The following is a 16259-nucleotide window of genomic DNA, read 5'->3' as shown; positions in this document are numbered from 1 at the left end:
CTCAAATTGTTGTTATCCTGCCCGGTGGCCATGGCGGGGCGCCCCCACCCGATCCCATCCCGAACTCGGAAGTGAAACGCCCCTGCGCCAATGGTACTTCGTCTCAAGACGCGGGAGAGTAGGACGCCGCCGGGCATGATAACAACAATCAAAAAAAAACTCTTCAGCATCAAGCAGAACAAACAATACCAAAAGCCCCCGACGCATCATGCGCGGGGGCTTTTTGCATTCCAAAACACCCAACCAACCATGCATGCCGCGCCCAGAACAAACCCACAAAGGCAAAAACACGCCGTGGCGCTGGCATAAGGCGTCTGGGGCATCTCCTATGTCCTGTCAAATATTTTGGTAAACGGGCCAGCCGTTATACCGTGAAGCAGGATGCTGAGTGTAATTGTGCAGACAGCAGTTGCGATGAGCGGGCCCGGGTTGCTTATTTCTGAATCCAAAATGATGATCGCAAAAACAACGCTAGCGAGTCCACGTGGGCCAAACCATCCAATAAACAGCTTGTCCTTCTTTTGAAGGTAGCTTGGGGTGAGGCTCAAATAGACCGGGAGCATTCGGATGATCGTCAGGCTCAAGATTGAATAGACAATGATCTCGGGTGTAAACACCGATAGGGCAGGACCGACTACGGCTGCACCGAATAGAACCCAGGTCACCAAGGCGAATGTGTCCCCCGTCCCTTCAGCCGCGGATAGAAACTGTTCTTTGTAGGGGCGTTTGAAAGCGCCATAGGTCAGCCCACCAACAAAGGCAGCGATGAACCCAGATCCTCCAGCTGCCTGCGCTGCGGCAAAACAAAGTCCTGCAACTCCCAAAATGACAATGTGTTTCCAGGAGCTGCTGATCCACTTTGCCTTGCTGGCCTCCTCCACCAGAAAGTGAGCGCCAAGTGCAACTGCTAGGCCTACGGCGCTACCGATGCCCAACTCCTCGACAATTAACGGGATTGCGAGCTCGCGGAAGGTTTGGTTGGCTTCTGGTTCCACGGCAATGGCGAGAAAGCTCAGCACAATCGGGACGCAAATTCCATCGTTTAGGCCGCTTTCGATGTTGAGCGTGCTGCGTATGTCGGCAGGCACCTTTTTTGACGTAACCACGGCTTTTCCGAGTGCGGCATCGGTCGGTGCGAGGAGGGCCGCAAGCAGGGCGAGTTCAATTGCCGGGACGCCCGGAAAAAGCAGGTAGCCAATAACACCGCCCAAAAGGATGGTTAAGGGCAGACCGATGAGCAGCAGTCGGATTGGAATGCCGATACTTCGTTTAAGGGCGGTCAGATTTGTATGTGCTGCATCTGTAAACAGAACAAGTGCGAGTGTGAGCTCTGCAAGGACCTTGAGGGATTCTGCACGGACATCCAGTTGAAGCCAGCCAAGTCCCACCGGGCCGAACAAAAGACCTAAAAGTGTAAAAAGCAGCGCGCCATTAACCGGCTTCTGTTCAAGTCCAAGGCTTGAGATGCTGTAGAGAAAGATGAATGCAAAGATCAGGCAGAGGGTGAGATACATAGGCAGGATGTTTCCCTTGGGCGGGCGCGGAGTGTGCCTCTGATACAGCCGAGGATGGCCTGACAACACTGCTTGGGCAACTCTGAAATCAGAGGGTCCCCATAGGGCTCTCTATAGGGCCTGCTTGCGAAGCGCCGCGTCTTCCTGACGGATGCGCCAATAAAGGACGCCGAGGTTCAAGAGGCCGAAGATGACCGCAATCTCTGTAAGCCCCAAAACCAGTGCCCCAACCGGAATTTCGAAAGCCACGATAAGGTAGTTTGGGTGTTTGAGGTATCTGTAGGGCCCGGATGTAATCAGTGGAGCGTCGGTGACAATGATCCTGGTGGTCCATCGCTCCTTCAAGCTCGCCAGCGTCCAAATTCGCATGAGTTGCAAAGCAACGAAGACGCTCAGCCACGGCCAGTGCAGCGATGCGGACCAACCAAATAAAGCAAGAGACAGCAGCCAGCTGGCATGCAGCGCCACGATGATCTTGTAGTGGGAAGGCGCCACCTCGCGCGCCCCGTTTTTTAACAGGCGTTTGGTGTTGGCATTGGCATAGACGAGTTCACAAAGGCGCTGGACACCCACGAGAACGAGAAAGGCAACGGCAGGCCACGACAGATGCTCCATTCACGTGCCTCTCGACGCATGAACAAAGGAAGCTGTGAAGCCGGGACCAAGCGCAGCCATGACAAAGGGCCCCTCAAGGCCGGCTTTAAGGGCCTCCTTTAGGACGAACAGAACGGTGGGGGCCGACATGTTGCCATAGTTGGCCAGAACCTTGCGCTCAGCTTCGAGCGCGCCATCGCCAAGGTTCAAGGCATCCTCCAGCGCAGATATGACTTTTGCGCCGCCCGGATGGCAAACAAAGCGCGGGCCAGAGTGCAGCGTCAGGTTGAAATGCGCTAGAGCGCCTAAGGACGCCTCGCGAAACTGGCTGCTGATAAACGGGGGAATGGCGCGATCAAACACGACGACCAGCCCATCCTCATCCAGATCCCATCCCATGACATTCAGGGTGTTTGGCCACAAATGCTGATATCCACCATGTAGTCTTACGGGAGTGGCATGGTCAGGCGGGGAAGATGACAGCACCGCTGCCGCTGCGCCATCGCCAAAAAGCATGGTTGCCACCACATCGGACTTTTGCGGTGTTTTGGAGCGAAAAGACAGCGTACACAGCTCGATGCACACGAACAGAATGCGGCTCCCGTGTTCGGCTTCAGCAAGAGAGCGGGCAAGATCCAGACCGGAAGTCCCGCCAGCACAGCCCAGACCAAACACTGGAACCCGTTTCACATCGGTGCGAAACCCCATTTCTGCATGCACCATCGCCTCCAAAGAGGGCGTGGCAATGCCGGTTGATGACACAGTAACGATGCAGTCTATATCACCGGCGGTCAGGTTCGCTGACGCAAGGGCCTTTCGCGCGGCCTCAACAAAAAGGGCCGAAGCACCGGTTAGATAGGCTGCGTTTCGTTCCTGCCACCCCTTTGGCCTGTCAAACCATGTGAGAGGAACAATAGAATGCCGCCGGTCGATGCCTGCGCGCAAAAAGCTCTCGGAAACCGCAGCAAACTGGGGGTAGACCGGTTCAAGAATGCGCTGCGAACGGGCCAGGGCTTCATTCTGTTCGATGACATGGGGCGGAACAGCAGTGGCAAGACCGTGCAGGTAGGCAGGCATTTCTTCTCCTTGGCTCGCGACCTGTTTACGAAGCCTGTTGCGGCTTGGTTCTGCCTGTCACGACCTTGCTCATTCTGGCGAGGGCAGCCGCAACCGAAAATCCCGGAGATTCAAGTGGCTGACGATCCTTGCCGACAGATCACGGTGCGTGTCCGTCAGGCACTAAAAGATGCTGAAAAGCTGGAAAACTGCGCCAGAGTGCTGGACATGGCCGTAAATCATTCCTATAAGACGCTCACTTCGCGACCGGGGCACCCGTTTCGCTTAGCCCGGATAGCTCAGTTGGTAGAGCAGCGGATTGAAAATCCGCGTGTCGGTGGTTCGAATCCGCCTCCGGGCACCACTTTTCTCCCTTGAAAATCTAGGTAAAATCCGAGTGCGTTTGCGCTGCAGACTGTTGCGCGGCGCGAAATTCTGCACCAATGGGCGTTTTGAAGTGCATAGTGCTCTGATGGAACTTGGTGGTCACTTGTGGCGGTAGAAACGCATCTCAAACCTCCTTTCTAACACCCCTTTTAGAGTACCTATTAATTGCTGATGATTATCCAGAGGGGGAAGCCGGATTGCCTTACAAACACAAATCACACTACAACCTCTGACATGCGTTCTGCGCACTACGCACTAAGGGGCTACGAATGGCAAGTTTCATCAGGTCTGGCATGTTCAAGGTGTGCCTGCTGTTCAGTTTTCTGATCGCGCTCGCCTATGCGCCGACCGTCTACTATCAGCACAAGCTGGATTCCGTAAGCATCGAAGGGCTAGCCCAAGATCTGACGGAGAACTCGGATGCCTACTACAAGAACCTAAGTCACAAAGTGTCCATTCGCGCCGATCACTGCAAAATCGAAATTTATAGGAAGATTAGAAGCGTTTGTGATGTAATGGCTCAATATGTGGGAAAGCTTACAAGGGTAGACATGTCAGAGATTGTGAGTATTTCCGAACCGGTAGGTCTGGGTAATTCTTTTGCGTATATGCGTTACCGCAAGGATGTTTATCAGGCCTTCCTAGATTTTAGTGACTACAACGACAATAGCCTCAAAAAGGAGTTCAGTCATGCGGAACTTAATGGGCCCGGCAACTATGGCCCCATAGAGGGGCTTGATTTGGACCTGAGAGGTGAAATCAAGCAGCAGTTCATGCAGGAAAGAGGCGTCTACTCCGGCTCTTATTCAAAGAGATGTAATGGCATTGATAGCTTTGTGGGAGCATCTTCTCTAACTGTGCCAACTCCCGGCGCCGGTGCTGACGAGCTTCTGGAGAAATTGAACTTGCTGAGAGCCAAGTGCAATCAGCCAAACCAGAATTGATAAATGTTGAAAGTACTTCATTGTGATCATGAAAACAAAACGAATAAACCTCTTTGTTCATTTTCTCATGTGGAGCTATGCTCTGTTCTTGGCAGTTTTCATTGCCGTTGATGTTTTTGGGACTGATGTTTTTTATGGCTATTTTAGTGAACTTGACTTTGGATTTCCTTCAATCGTAGAGCAGGCGCAAGCTCTGCGGGCCTGCGGTTTGTCAGAGAGTGCGAACAAATACGAGTATGCAGCCAATCTCGCCTGGTTGATGTACTTTATATTACTTCCTTTCTCGTTTTTGGCCTATTATTTAAGCAGGTCTTTTCATAACTACAGTATAGTTGGGAGGAAACATCATATTTTAATTTATCCTGTTTCCATTTTATTTGGTTGCGCCATGATATACATGGTTTCATTTAGTTGCGTTGATGGAAATTTGAGTCAAGCCGGATTTAGAGTTGGCTGGTTGTTTTACTATTATTACTTCCTTGGTATTTGCGTATTATTTTTATTGTCGACTTTCGTCCCCGCTTATTCTTGTTGGTTGATTTCAAAAGCCCTTGGGTACAGTCGTGACAAGTAAAAGTTACAGATGCACGAATGGTTATCCTGCGGCTTCAACCACGTCAGGCCGCCGAAGCGAAGGTTGACAGCCGCGGAGATTGCCTCCGCGGCCAGTGCCTGTGTTCACCGGTTAAAGGTGCGTGTGCCAGTTGCGGTGCCGCCTCTTGGCCCTGTGCGGGACATGTTGCAACTCAGGTCATTTGCATTGCAGGTCCGCGTGCGTGAGGCGCTGTTGCCATAACGCCCGGTCGAGTTTCTCGTCGCCGAGCATTCTCCACCTGAGCAGGTCCGAATCTGGTTGGTGGATCCGCCGAATACTGAAGTGGTCGTTCGGGCGCCAGCGCAAGTGCCATCTACACATGCGGCGGCTCTGTTATGGGAGTTCACACGAGGGGCGGCATAGGGTTGATAGTACGTGTTCCACGAGCCATACCACGGGTAGGCGACGTAATAGGTGTCCCAATAGGTCCGGTTATAAGTAACCACGGTGATGCCAGCGGCTGGCGCAACCACTGGGGTTAAGACGACAGGGGCCCCATTATAAACAATCTGAATGTAGCGGGCCGATACCCACCCACGGGCGGTGCCATGGGCAATATCACACCATGTGTAATCGGCGACGCAGCCATGGGCCACAACACGGCTGCCTGCTGGCACCACGGTTACGACAGGAAACGATGTGGCTGGGCCCGCGCGCAGGTTTACGTTCGCGGTTGAAACGGCTGCAGTTGAGGCAGCAGCAGCCGAAAGGCCAGCTGTCAGAAGCGCCACTATCATCATGAGTGTTTTCAGCATTTTAAAACTCCTTGCGCGGTTTGGGTGGACGATCCTCGAACTGCATTCAGGGTCGAACTGGCGACATCACACCCGAGGCAGGCATTATTGGCCTGCGTTTTGAAGTTCGACAGATGAGACGAGACCATCCCCGTTTGCATCCAGTCTGCCGAACGCACGGTCATACAGACCGCGATCGCGCACCATCTTGGCCCGGCCGATGTTGAAGGAGGCATTGAGATCGATGAAGGTTTTGAACTCGCCGCGCGTCAGAGCGCCATCTCCATTTGCATCGGCCTGCATGAAATTGGTCGCCGTTTGCTCGGTAGAAGCAGAAACACCTTGGGAGAAGGTAATGAGCGTCAAGGCCAGAGCCAGAGACAGGGCCAGAGACAGGGCGGGGCGTTTGAGGGTAGAAATCAACGAAGGTTCTGCGGAATAATCAATCAACATTTGGGTCATGTCCTTCTAATGAAGTTGCAAAAGCAAATATGCCTTTCGTGCGATCTTTCTGCGTGATCCGCGTTTCATGAGTGTTGCGGCAAAAAGGGAAGGTGTGACGGTTGGTTTCAGGCGTGTCTGTCTGTCACAATTTGCAACAACTTGGTGGGGGCAGGCACTCCAATCTGTCATCTCTCGGGAGGTATCTTGTGGCCATGAATCAAAAGCCAAACCGAATAATCGTCGTAGATGATGATCCCGAGCTGCGTGCGCTTCTAAGGCGGTTCCTGACCGAGCACGGGTTTGAGACCCGCGCTGTTGAAGATGGCGCTGCGCTTGATCGGGAGATTGCGCGCAATCCTGCAGACGCGATTGTTCTGGATTTGATGATGCCCGGCGAGGACGGCCTTACCTTGTGCCGCCGTTTACGCGCGGGCGGCGATACAACACCCATCATAATGTTGACTGCACGTGGCGACCCCATCGACCGTATCGTTGGCCTGGAAACGGGCGCTGATGATTATCTGCCAAAACCCTTTGAACCGCGGGAACTGGTTGCCCGTCTGTCTGCTGTGCTCCGGCGCACCCAGTCGGGTGCTCAAGTGCCCGTGGTTGATGAGGTACTGGTGATCGGCCCACTGGAAATCAACTTTTCCATGATGACTGTGTCGCGCGATGGCAGGGTCTTGAAGCTCTCAAGCAGAGAGTTTGCCTTGCTTTCTGCTCTGGCTCACAGCAGAGGGCGTCCCTTGAGCCGGGCTCAGCTCATTGAGCGTGCGCTGGGTCGCAATGCAGAAGTCACGGATCGGGCGATTGATGTGCAGGTGGCGCGCCTGCGCAAGGCCGTTGGAGACAATGCAGAAGACCCGCAACTGATCAAAACCATCTGGGGCATTGGCTACGTTCTGGTCCGCGACGATGCTTGATACCTTCCTGAAACAGACAATTGCCGTGCTGGTGGTGGCGATCTTCGCCGCAATCCTGATCAGTCTTGTAACGGTTGCCGTGTTCATCATACGCCCGCAGCTGGATCGCGCGGCTGACTTCACGGGGCATACATTAAAGGCTTTGAGCCTGACGTTTGACGTGGTGGAGCCAGATCAGCGGGATCAGTTGATTGAGCGGCTAAGCAAGGACATGGGCCTGAACGTGGTCGCATCGCTTGAACCGCCAGAAGCTAAAGGACGACCCACACCCTTGCTGTCGCGGTACTTCAAGCACGCTCTTGAACAGCGCTACAAGCTGAAGAATGGAGCTTCCGTGGTTGCTGGCAGTGATGGTCGCCTCTGGGTGCGGGTCAACGTTGCGCAGCGGCCCCTGTGGCTTTCCATTCAATCTGTTCAAGCGGCTGATCCAGTTCGGAATGTGTTTTTGATTGCGGCTCTTGCATTTGTGGCGGCGTTGATTGCTGGCATCGCGTTGCAGCGTCGTGTGGCGCGCCCTTTGAAGGCATTGGAGGAGCATGTGAACCAGTTTGATGATCCGAAAGTCCACAGTCCTCTCACTGAAGTGGGCGTTCGGGAAATCTCCGCTGTTTCAGAGGCATTCAACCAGATGGCACAGCGTTTGAAGCTTATCGAGGCCGATCGCGCTGTAATGCTCGCCGGTGTCAGCCATGATCTGCGCACGCCGCTCACGAAGCTGCGTCTGTCTCTGGACATGCTGCATGACGCCGATGATGAGCTGGTCCAGAGCGCCAAACGTCAAGTGGACCGTATCGAGAGCATGCTGGTTCAGTTCCTAGAATACGCGCGCGGGTTTGAGGCGGAAGAACCCTCCGATGTGTCCTTGGCCACCCTTTTGAACCGCGCCATCAAGGCAGTGGACCTTGTTGGCAAGGTGGATGTTGAAGTCACTGAAGATCTTGTTGTGTCGGTCCGTCAGGGCGCGCTCATCCGGGCCCTTGGCAACCTGATGATCAACGCTCTGCGCTATGGTGCCATGCCCGTGCGCGTGTCCGCACGCAGGGGTGGGGCCACCTTGTTTCTGGAGGTTGGAGATCGCGGTGCCGGGCTGGAACCCGAGCAAGCCAAGGCGCTTACTCGCCCGTTTGCACGCGGCAACGCGGCCCGCAGCGGCGACGGCACAGGCCTTGGCCTTGCAATCGTTGAGCAAGCAGCGCTCGCACACGGCGGCACCTTGGAGTTTTCAAAGGCAAACGGCGAGTTTGTTGCCTCGTTGCATTTGCCTTTGTCGCGCCTTCGTCCGCATTCATGAATCGGTTCGGGCCCTTCACTCTTTGGGAAGGCCGATCACCAGCACGCTGTGGGGCTGCGGAAACACCTGTTTGGCCAGCGCCTCCAGGCTTTCAGTGGTCATCTCATCGGCCAGTCCCCGCATGCTCTCAAGATAACGCGGGTCACCGTAGCGGGCATAGCTCAGGGCCAGACGGCGCAGCCATGTGTTTGCATCACGCAACCGGCCTTCCTCCGCAAAGCCGATGTCTTCGCGAATGCGCCTCACGTTTGCATCTGCCACAGTTTCGTGAAGCCGGCTCAGGGTCGCCTTGGCTGCTTCTGCCAGCTCCTGCGCGCGCTCTGAGGCACAAACGAAGTGAAGCCGCGAGACTGCGCGGTTCTGGTCCTTGTCCAGCGACAGTTCAAACTCAAGACTGTAGATGCCGGAGAGGCGGTGACGCAGCTCGCGCTTTAGCGCAAGTTGGGCAATGGGCGTGAGCGTTGAAAGCTTGAAGCCCGCTTCCGGGCCCCAGTCCATGGGGGTGAAGCCATGCAGTGTTACGCTCGCCCGGTCCGAGTCGTAGACCTTGAAGGTGGTCTCGTGCGTGCCGTCCATCTGCAGGCTTGGCGCGGGTGTCAGGCTCAGGGTGCGGGGCAGGGTGCCAAGATAGCGGGTGGTGAGTGCCTCAAGCTGGGCAGCATCTGCTTCGCCCACCAAAAACAGGGTCACCGGCTCGGCAAGAAGCCGTCTTGCTGCCCGCTCCAGTTCATCAACTGTCAGCGCTGCCAGGTCGGCTTCGCTTGGCAAGCTGTCATCGCCCGCACCAAACCGCAGCGCAGCCACCTTGTCACTCAGGCGGTTACGTTGGCGCGCCTGCCGGGCTCGTTCCTCTGCAACAGAGGTACGCAATGCAGTCAGGCCTTCTTCCCGTACCAGGCCATTCACCACGCGGTGGTGATAGGTTTTGAGGAAATCACTGAGCTTGTCCGGCGCCATGACAGCGGCAATGTCGAGCTCGGTGTCACGCTGTTTCCAGCTCCACCGTGCCGGCACTGTCTGCGCCCACTGGTCATAAGTCTCCTGTGGCCAGAACGAGAACCCACTTTGTTCCCAAAGCTGCAAGGCTGCCTGCGACAACCAGCTTGGCAGTTCTTCCGTCTTGAAACCGGCCACGGAAAGCGCTTTGACATACAGCTTGCCGTCAGGGGTTGGCCGGTTCAGCCAAACAACGCGGTCACCATTGGCCAGTGTCCATTCCTTAACGCCCGTTTCTTCAAAGCTTTTGTGCCCAAACGCTGCTTGCGCTTCTTGCGGCTCTAGCTCAGGGAGCTTAGGGGCTTTCTCCGGCGCTTTTGCTGCGGCTTGGATTGCCGCAGGTTCCGGCGCTGGCCAAGGGGCGAGGGCTTCCTCTGAAAACTTCCGTTTCAGCGCGGACACGTCATCTTTCGACGGCAGCTCCCGCTCCAGATGCCCACCCACCTGATAGTAGAGAAACGCATCCGTGCTGGCGAGCATCTCCCGCATTCGGGTGTTCAGCTCCTCAAGCGTCAATGCATCAATCCATTTCAATGTCCGCTCGGCGCGCACACTTGGGTCTTCCAGCACCCCTTCCTGCAGCACTGCCGAAGCGATACGGTCTTCCCATTGTTTGAAGTCTCGCGCTTCTGCGGCGGCCACATTGCGGCTGGCGATGTCGCGTGCTTTTTCTCGAAGGGCCTCAAATGCCTCCTCGGAAATGCCGTTCTGGTTCAGCCGCTCCAACTCCCGCAGCACCCATTCAAGGCCAAGCTCATGGTTCTCCGTCGTGGCAGCAATCGCCATCACGAGCCGCTCATTGGTGCTCTCTTTGCTGGTCAGCGTCAGCGCTTTGATGTCATCGGGCAGATGAGGGCGCGCGCGCCACACTTCATCGCGCATCAAGCGCTTGAGGAAGTAGTTCTCAAGATAGCGCTTCAGCCCCACCTCACTATTGCGAGGTGGCAACGCCATGCGCAGGCCATAGGCAACCCGCGATGTCGTGCCATCAGGGTCTTGCACCTTGCCGATGTAAAGCCCCGGTTCTAGTGGCAACTTGACATAAGACCGGTCGGGAGCCGGCCCGCCAGGTGCTGCGCCAAAACTGCTCTCAATGGCTGCTACCGCTTGTTCCACTGCCACATTGCCAGAAACGATGAGCGTCATGTTGGCGGGCACATAATAGGCAGCGTGAAAGGCGCGCAAGTCTTCCACGGTTGTGGCTTCAATGCTTTTTCTGGTGCCAATGGGCGGGCGTCCCACATGGCGTGAACCATTCAGCACAACGGCATTGCGCTGCCGGTTCACCCGCTCTGCAAGGCTTCCGTCAAGGCGCAGCTCCTCCAGAATAACCTTGCGCTCGTTGTCCCAGTCTTCCGAAAGGAGCTTGGGGCCCAGCGTAATATCGGCCAGAAAGTTGATGCTCTGTTCCAGGTTCAGCGCATCGTTTGGCCGGGTGCGCACCATGTATTGCGTTTCGGTTTTCCGCGTGAGCGCGTTCACCTGAAGGCCGGTTTTCCAGCCCAGACTATCAATGTAGGCATGCACGCCCTCTGGGTGCGCCTCAGTCCGCTGAAAGGCCATGTGCTCCAAAATGTGCGCAACGCCACTCGGCTCAGCTTCATCCACAGATCCGGCATGCACAATTAGGCGCAAATTGAAGGGGTCACTGTCGTTGCCGCTTGGGTAAATGATGTAGGTGAACCCGTTGGCAAGCGTGGCGCGGGTCAAGCGGCTGTCCCATTGCAATGGGGCGCTGTGGGCGGCAGAAACGCCAATGATAACAGTGAGAAAAGCGCACATAATGCGCCAGGTCGGTGTGCACGGCATCCGGGGTTCCATGGTTGTGTAACTTGCAGGGTTGGTGGGTGCCGCCTTGTGCAAGAAAGGCCCGGTGCCTAGAGAACCCGACGAAACTCCTAATGAGACTGCTTTTCATTTGCAATATGGTCTCGCGCCAGTCTCGCATTTTTTGCGGAGCGTCTCGCAAGACGCTAGGGTAGGTTAGCAAGAAAAAGGAATTGCAATGAAGGAAGTTGCCCGCCTCAGCGCGCTTCGAAGCCTGCTTGCTCCCTTGAAGCGCGAGGGAAAACGTATCGGATTCGTGCCCACCATGGGATTTTTGCATGATGGTCATTTGGAGCTGGTGCGCCGCGCCAAGGCAGACTGCGATGTTGTGGTTGTCTCCATTTTTGTCAACGCCGAACAGTTCGGCCCGACTGAAGACTTCGCCCAATACCCTCGGGACTTGGAGCGCGACAGCCGCTTGCTGCGCGAGGTGGGTGCCGACGTGCTGTTTGCCCCGCCTCAGGAAGAGATGTACCCCGCACCCACGCAAACCTATGTGGAGGTGCCGGCTTTGGCGGCCCGTCTCATTGGCAAGCTGCGGCCCATTTTCTTTCGCGGCGTGGCAACAGTGGTCACCAAGCTGTTTAACATGGTTCAGCCAGACCGGGCCTATTTCGGCGAAAAAGACTACCAGCAACTTCTGGTCATCAAGCAAATGGTCGCAGACTTGGCCATGCCCGTTGAAATCATGTCGGTGCCCACAGTGCGCGAGCCAGACGGCCTCGCCATGAGTTCCCGAAATGCCTACCTCAATCCGCAGGAGCGTCAAGCCGCCACCATCCTCTATCGCAGTCTCATGGAAGCGCGACAGTGGCTGGCGTCAGAAGCGCTCAGCCCCCATGAGCTGGAACAGCGGCTGCGGGCAAAGATCGAGGCCGAACCTCTGGCCAAAATCGACATGATCGCCATCTGCAATGCCGAAACCATGGAACCCGCTCAGAACAGCTTGCCCCAACGCACCTTCATTTTTGTGTATGTGCAGTTTGGCCCGGCAAAGCTTCTGGATCACACGATTGTGGAGGCCCATGAGCGCAAGGGAGCAACCGCATGAGCGCCACCTCAACAAAAGGCGGCATCACCCCGCCAGACATCAAGGCCCGAAAAGGTGCGGAACCCATCGTCTGCCTCACGGCCTATACAACACCCATTGCGCGGCTGTTGGACCCGCATTGCGACCTGATTCTGGTCGGCGACAGTGTGGGCATGGTGGTGCATGGGTTGCCCTCCACCCTTGGCGTCACCATGGAAATGATGATCATGCATGGGCAAGCCGTGCGCCGGGGCACCAGCAATGCGGTGCTGGTGGTGGACATGCCGTTTGGCTCCTATGAGGCAAGCAAAGAGCAGGCGTTCAAGAATGCCGCTCGTCTCATGGCAGAGACTGGTTGCGCGGCGGTCAAGCTGGAAGGTGGTGAAGCCATGGCTGAAACCATCGCGTTTTTGACGGCACGAGGCATTCCTGTCATGGGGCACGTGGGGCTCACCCCACAGGCGGTCAACGGTTTTGGTGGCTACAAGGTTCAAGGGCGCGGGGAGAGCGCAGCCAAGGTTTTAAGCGATGCCATGGCGGCAAGTGAGGCGGGGGCCTTTGCGCTCACGCTTGAAAAGCTGCCCAGAGCACTGGCTGAGGAAATCACGGCAAAAGTCACCATTCCCACCATCGGCATTGGCGCCTCAAATGGGTGCGATGGGCAGATACTGGTAACCGATGACATGCTGGGCCTGTTCAGCGACTTCAAGCCGAAGTTCGTCAAGCGTTATGCTGAGCTGGAAGAAACCATCTCCCTCGCGGTCAAGTCCTACGCGCAAGACGTGAAAAACCGAGCCTTCCCGGGGCCGGAACACACCTTCAAATAGGGGAGGGGGCAGCGAACGGCTCCATGCAAGCTGGCCTCATCATCTCACCCACCTGCTTCACGGCGGCGGGAAAACGTCACGCGGCTTTTGCAATCTGTTGATTGAAAAGACCAAGCCGTTGTCTCTTGTTTGCCCGGTGCTCCTTGCCGCTTGCTCTGCACTGTGCTCTGTGTACTCCGTACAATGCGCTCTGCGCTCTGCGCCTTGTGATGTGTATTTTCTATTCAGTGCAGTATTCTGTGTGCTCTCTACGGCCTACCTTCGTTGGTCATCGGTTACGCACCACGGCGGGGCCTTTCTCTACTCCCTTCGCCTAACTCTCATGTTGGTCCTTCCGCCTGCGCCTCACCCTCACGGCGCTCCTCCGGACCTCTGCTCCCACCTTTGCTTCATCTATTGGCTGTCATCCCGGGCTTGACCCGGGATCCAGTTGAGCGGCTTGGCAGGTGCGGGCGGTTGTTGGCTGAAGGTGGATTGCCTCCCGGCACCGCAGTTGCTTGTTGGTTTTGCGCTGGATACCGGATCTGCGTCTCGCTCCGCTCACCTTGTCCGGCATGACGGTGTTGGGGTGGCTTGCTCCGCATCACTATTCCGATGGTCCTCCGTCCGCTTCATTTCTAGCTGTCATCCTGGCCCATACTCCCTAGCCGGTCATCCCGGGCTTGACCCGGGATCCAGCTGTGCGGTTCTGCAGGTGCGGTTGGTGGTCGGTTGGGGGCTGAAGGTGGATCGCCTCCCGGCACCGCAGTTGCTTTTTGCTTTGCGCCGGATACCGGATCGGCGTCTCGCTGTGCTCGCCTTCTCCGGCATGACGGTGGTGGGAAGTTGACCGCTTTCCTCTTTAGCTCTGCTTACTCTGCCTCGCTCTGTTGTTGGCCCGCTCCCGCCGCCCCATCCCTCGGCTGTCATCCCGGGCTTGACCCGGGATCCAGTTGAGCGGTTCGACGAGTGGGGGCGGTTGTTGGTTGAAGGTGGATCGCCTCCCGGCACCGCAGTTGCTTGTTGGTTTTGCGCTGGATACCGGATCTGCGTCTCGCTCCGCTCACCTTGTCCGGCATGACGGTGTTGGGGTGGCTTGCTCCGCATCACTATTCCGATGGTCCTCCGTCCGCTTCATTTCTAGCTGTCATCCTGGCCCATACTCCCTAGCCGGTCATCCCGGGCTTGACCCGGGATCCAGCTGTGCGGTTCTGCAGGTGCGGTTGGTGGTCGGTTGGGGGCTGAAGGTGGATCGCCTCCCGGCACCGCAGTTGCTTTTTGCTTTGCGCTGGATCCCGGATCGGCGTCTCGCTGTGCTCGCCTTGTCCGGCATGACGGTGGTGGGAAGTTGACTGCTTTCCTCTTTAGCTCTGCTTACTCTGCTTACTCTGCTTCGCTCTGTTGTTGGCCCGCTCCCGCCGCCCCATCACTCGGCTGTCATCCCGGGCTTGACCCGGGATCCAGATGTGCGGTTCGGCAGGTGAGGGCGTTGGTTGTCTGAAGGCAGAACGCTTGCTGGCTGAGCGTTTGCTGACATTTCTCACGTTTACGCTTGTTGGGGCGTGGTGAAAGAAGCGGTTGGCACGTGTTGGGTCGCTTTGGTCATGGCATGAGCCACGGTCGCGACTTCTTCATCCGTCAACAAGCGCGTGCTGTCCTTGCTGAGGGCCGAGACCAAGTGTCTCTTAAGCGCCTTAAGGCTGAAAAAGCAGCCGTCAGGAAGCTGGCCGCCGCCCCATTTGTTGAAGCCATAAAGAAGGACAATGTTCTTGAATCGATCCTCTGGAATGCCGGTGTATTGAGAAATGAGCCGAATGCGGCCAGCATTCTGCGTCAAGGGGTTTACGAGGGGGCGCGTGCTTTTTCCGCTGAGGCGATACCAGTTCTGCGCGTTCTTGGAGCCTGTGATGAAGCCACTCCAAAACTTTACCTCAATGATAAAGATTCCTTGCGGGCCAACTGCAAAGAAGTCGATATGGCTTCGCTGGCCACTTTTGTCTTTCAGCTTGATGTTCGATCGCCAAAACAATCCAGCGAATGGTCGCTTTAAGGCACGAATTGCCGTCCACTTGGCAAACCCCCTGCGGAATCCGTAGTGAGCCTTTACAGGGTGGATTTTGAAGCTGAGGCTGAAGGGATGTTTCTTATACCACCGCACCCCAAGGTAAATGAGAATAGCCATCCCAAGTGTAATCGAGATGGCTGCAAAAATCTGCGCCACAATCATAATAACTACTCGCCACAATTAGTTGTATGACGCACACGTTACATCGTTCCTTTGACTCTATTTTTCTTAAAATGGATGTTCAATATTTATCCACTGTAATTTAGGTATACGCAGCGTCGTTTTTCATGCCGCTCCTATGTAAAATGTCCTGTTATGAAACAATTAAATCCTGATATGAATCTTTAGTATGAGTCCTTGCAAAGTCCTTCTAGTGACTTTCGAGCCAATTGATGTTTTGATTCCATTCCATTTTATTGGTCTGTAACTTGGTTTAGCGCAGCGTCTTTTATTTTATCGCGTTATCTGGGGAAGCAGGATCTATACATTACTAGGATTTTACGATTGCCGATGCGGTAGTACCATGAACCAGAGAGGTTGCCTTCAGGGCCAAATACCTTTCTGCCCACCCGCCAATGGCCTCGGTTCCGCCGCTCCGCAGTTGCTCTGCACTGGATACCGGATCAGCGTCTCGCTGCGCTCACCTTGTCCGGCATGACGGTGTTGGGGTGGTTTATCGGATACCTATTTAGCTCTTCGTCCGCTTCATCTATTGGTTGTCATCCCGGGCTTGACCCGGGATCCAGATGTGCGGTTCGTTTGGAGAGGGCGTTTGTGGGTCGGAGTTTGCAGGAGCGCTTGTGTGTTTGCGTGCGTTGATGCTTAAAATCCGTGTTTCGTTCAAAGCAGCGCAAATTGAACGCATGGGTTATCCCCGCAGGTTCTGGTGTTTAGCGTGCGGCACACTCGCGGTTTTTTGAGCTGATGGCCGGGGATATCTTTTGTGCGGGCAGTGGCCGTGTTTCATGTCTTCTGCATAATTTCACTGTTCTGCCGCGAGAGGAGGAGAGGGGGATAAGTTCTTCGCGCTTGGTTCAGGCGAGCCTTCCATGG

The 16259-nt window shown here is 55.8% G+C and carries 14 protein-coding genes, 1 tRNA gene and 1 rRNA gene; 9 read left to right on the top strand and 7 right to left on the bottom strand.

All coding sequences use genetic code 11. The annotated features are described in order from the left end of the window. Positions 1-20 precede the first annotated feature (20 nt). Together rrf and Q3Y58_RS19315 are read left to right on the top strand one after the other, a co-directional pair. Positions 21-135, top strand: a 5S ribosomal RNA gene (gene rrf / locus Q3Y58_RS19320). Further along, complete coding sequence (locus Q3Y58_RS19315) at positions 136-309, top strand: hypothetical protein (protein ID WP_319623410.1); 174 nt, start codon at positions 136-138, stop codon at positions 307-309. It abuts the rRNA gene before it with no gap. A 17-nt stretch (positions 310-326) separates the two neighbouring features. Here the strand turns inward: Q3Y58_RS19315 and Q3Y58_RS19310 are convergent, their stop codons facing one another. The 3 genes from Q3Y58_RS19310 to Q3Y58_RS19300 all read right to left on the bottom strand — a co-directional run bounded on the left by Q3Y58_RS19310 (position 327) and on the right by Q3Y58_RS19300 (position 3185). Then, the gene (locus tag Q3Y58_RS19310) at positions 327-1514 is read right to left on the bottom strand and encodes a cation:proton antiporter domain-containing protein (RefSeq protein ID WP_319623409.1); all 1188 of its coding nucleotides are present in this window, start codon (positions 1512-1514) and stop codon (positions 327-329) included. 111 nt (positions 1515-1625) lie between these two features. Further along, the gene (locus Q3Y58_RS19305; RefSeq protein ID WP_319623411.1) at positions 1626-2120 is read right to left on the bottom strand and encodes an isoprenylcysteine carboxyl methyltransferase family protein; all 495 of its coding nucleotides are present in this window, start codon (positions 2118-2120) and stop codon (positions 1626-1628) included. A 9-nt stretch (positions 2121-2129) separates the two neighbouring features. Beyond that, entirely contained in the window at positions 2130-3185 is a 1056-nt protein-coding gene (locus Q3Y58_RS19300) for a type III polyketide synthase (RefSeq protein ID WP_319623408.1), read from the bottom strand. Between the two features lie 267 nt (positions 3186-3452). Between Q3Y58_RS19300 and Q3Y58_RS19295 the strand changes: the two genes are divergently transcribed. From Q3Y58_RS19295 to Q3Y58_RS19285, 3 genes are all read left to right on the top strand, one after another. Beyond that, positions 3453-3528: transfer RNA gene (locus Q3Y58_RS19295), tRNA-Phe, on the top strand. A gap of 292 nt (positions 3529-3820) precedes the next feature. Beyond that, positions 3821-4495, top strand: coding sequence for a hypothetical protein (locus Q3Y58_RS19290; protein ID WP_319623407.1), 675 nt, complete (start codon positions 3821-3823; stop codon positions 4493-4495). An 88-nt stretch (positions 4496-4583) separates the two neighbouring features. Further along, complete coding sequence (locus Q3Y58_RS19285) at positions 4584-5069, top strand: hypothetical protein (RefSeq protein ID WP_319623406.1); 486 nt, start codon at positions 4584-4586, stop codon at positions 5067-5069. 104 nt (positions 5070-5173) lie between these two features. Here the strand turns inward: Q3Y58_RS19285 and Q3Y58_RS19280 are convergent, their stop codons facing one another. Both Q3Y58_RS19280 and Q3Y58_RS19275 read right to left on the bottom strand, forming a co-directional pair. Beyond that, the gene (locus Q3Y58_RS19280) at positions 5174-5845 is read right to left on the bottom strand and encodes an SH3 domain-containing protein (protein ID WP_319623405.1); all 672 of its coding nucleotides are present in this window, start codon (positions 5843-5845) and stop codon (positions 5174-5176) included. A gap of 84 nt (positions 5846-5929) precedes the next feature. Beyond that, a complete protein-coding gene (locus Q3Y58_RS19275) occupies positions 5930-6277 on the bottom strand; it encodes an EF-hand domain-containing protein (protein WP_319623404.1) in 348 nt (115 codons plus the stop codon). Between the two features lie 203 nt (positions 6278-6480). Between Q3Y58_RS19275 and Q3Y58_RS19270 the strand changes: the two genes are divergently transcribed. Together Q3Y58_RS19270 and Q3Y58_RS19265 are read left to right on the top strand one after the other, a co-directional pair. Next, on the top strand, positions 6481-7191 hold the full coding sequence (locus Q3Y58_RS19270) for a response regulator (RefSeq protein ID WP_319623403.1): 711 nt from the start codon (positions 6481-6483) through the stop codon (positions 7189-7191). Beyond that, positions 7184-8482 (top strand): ATP-binding protein, encoded by a 1299-nt coding sequence (locus Q3Y58_RS19265; protein WP_319623402.1) that lies wholly within the window; start codon positions 7184-7186, stop codon positions 8480-8482. Before Q3Y58_RS19270 ends, Q3Y58_RS19265 begins: the two co-directional genes overlap by 8 nt. Before the next feature lie 15 nt (positions 8483-8497). On the opposite strand, the gene Q3Y58_RS19260 is transcribed toward Q3Y58_RS19265, so the two are convergent. After that, positions 8498-11260 carry a M16 family metallopeptidase gene (locus Q3Y58_RS19260; protein ID WP_319623401.1) on the bottom strand — a complete coding sequence of 921 codons (2763 nt, stop codon included), beginning with the start codon at positions 11258-11260 and terminating at the stop codon, positions 8498-8500. Positions 11261-11483: 223 nt separating this feature from the next. On the opposite strand from Q3Y58_RS19260, the gene panC reads away from it, so the two are divergent. Next, a complete protein-coding gene (panC, locus tag Q3Y58_RS19255) occupies positions 11484-12356 on the top strand; it encodes a pantoate--beta-alanine ligase (protein WP_319623400.1) in 873 nt (290 codons plus the stop codon). Continuing rightward, the gene (gene panB, locus Q3Y58_RS19250; RefSeq protein ID WP_274220314.1) at positions 12353-13162 is read left to right on the top strand and encodes a 3-methyl-2-oxobutanoate hydroxymethyltransferase; all 810 of its coding nucleotides are present in this window, start codon (positions 12353-12355) and stop codon (positions 13160-13162) included. Before panC ends, panB begins: the two co-directional genes overlap by 4 nt. A 1525-nt stretch (positions 13163-14687) precedes the next feature. On the opposite strand, the gene Q3Y58_RS19540 is transcribed toward panB, so the two are convergent. Further along, complete coding sequence (locus Q3Y58_RS19540) at positions 14688-15323, bottom strand: nuclease-related domain-containing protein (RefSeq protein ID WP_413697846.1); 636 nt, start codon at positions 15321-15323, stop codon at positions 14688-14690. Between the last annotated feature and the right edge of the window lie 936 nt (positions 15324-16259).

Source organism: Nesiotobacter zosterae, from assembly GCF_033843645.1.
Lineage (GTDB): Bacteria > Pseudomonadota > Alphaproteobacteria > Rhizobiales > Stappiaceae > Pseudovibrio > Pseudovibrio zosterae.
Note: the sequence above shows the minus strand (reverse complement) of the source record. Positions and strands in the feature narration are given on the sequence as shown.

Bases quoted from the DNA above. Each gene is read 5' to 3' on its own strand.
- panB (WP_274220314.1), top strand. From the start codon at position 12,353: ATGAGCGCCACCTCAACAAAAGGCGGCATCACCCCGCCAGACATCAAG.
- Q3Y58_RS19280 (WP_319623405.1), bottom strand. From the start codon at position 5,845: ATGCTGAAAACACTCATGATGATAGTGGCGCTTCTGACAGCTGGCCTT.
- Q3Y58_RS19310 (WP_319623409.1), bottom strand. From the start codon at position 1,514: ATGTATCTCACCCTCTGCCTGATCTTTGCATTCATCTTTCTCTACAGC.
- Q3Y58_RS19270 (WP_319623403.1), top strand. From the start codon at position 6,481: ATGAATCAAAAGCCAAACCGAATAATCGTCGTAGATGATGATCCCGAG.
- Q3Y58_RS19300 (WP_319623408.1), bottom strand. From the start codon at position 3,185: ATGCCTGCCTACCTGCACGGTCTTGCCACTGCTGTTCCGCCCCATGTC.
- Q3Y58_RS19315 (WP_319623410.1), top strand. From the start codon at position 136: ATGATAACAACAATCAAAAAAAAACTCTTCAGCATCAAGCAGAACAAA.
- Q3Y58_RS19540 (WP_413697846.1), bottom strand. From the start codon at position 15,323: ATGGCTATTCTCATTTACCTTGGGGTGCGGTGGTATAAGAAACATCCC.
- Q3Y58_RS19275 (WP_319623404.1), bottom strand. From the start codon at position 6,277: ATGTTGATTGATTATTCCGCAGAACCTTCGTTGATTTCTACCCTCAAA.
- Q3Y58_RS19260 (WP_319623401.1), bottom strand. From the start codon at position 11,260: ATGTGCGCTTTTCTCACTGTTATCATTGGCGTTTCTGCCGCCCACAGC.
- panC (WP_319623400.1), top strand. From the start codon at position 11,484: ATGAAGGAAGTTGCCCGCCTCAGCGCGCTTCGAAGCCTGCTTGCTCCC.
- Q3Y58_RS19290 (WP_319623407.1), top strand. From the start codon at position 3,821: ATGGCAAGTTTCATCAGGTCTGGCATGTTCAAGGTGTGCCTGCTGTTC.
- Q3Y58_RS19265 (WP_319623402.1), top strand. From the start codon at position 7,184: ATGCTTGATACCTTCCTGAAACAGACAATTGCCGTGCTGGTGGTGGCG.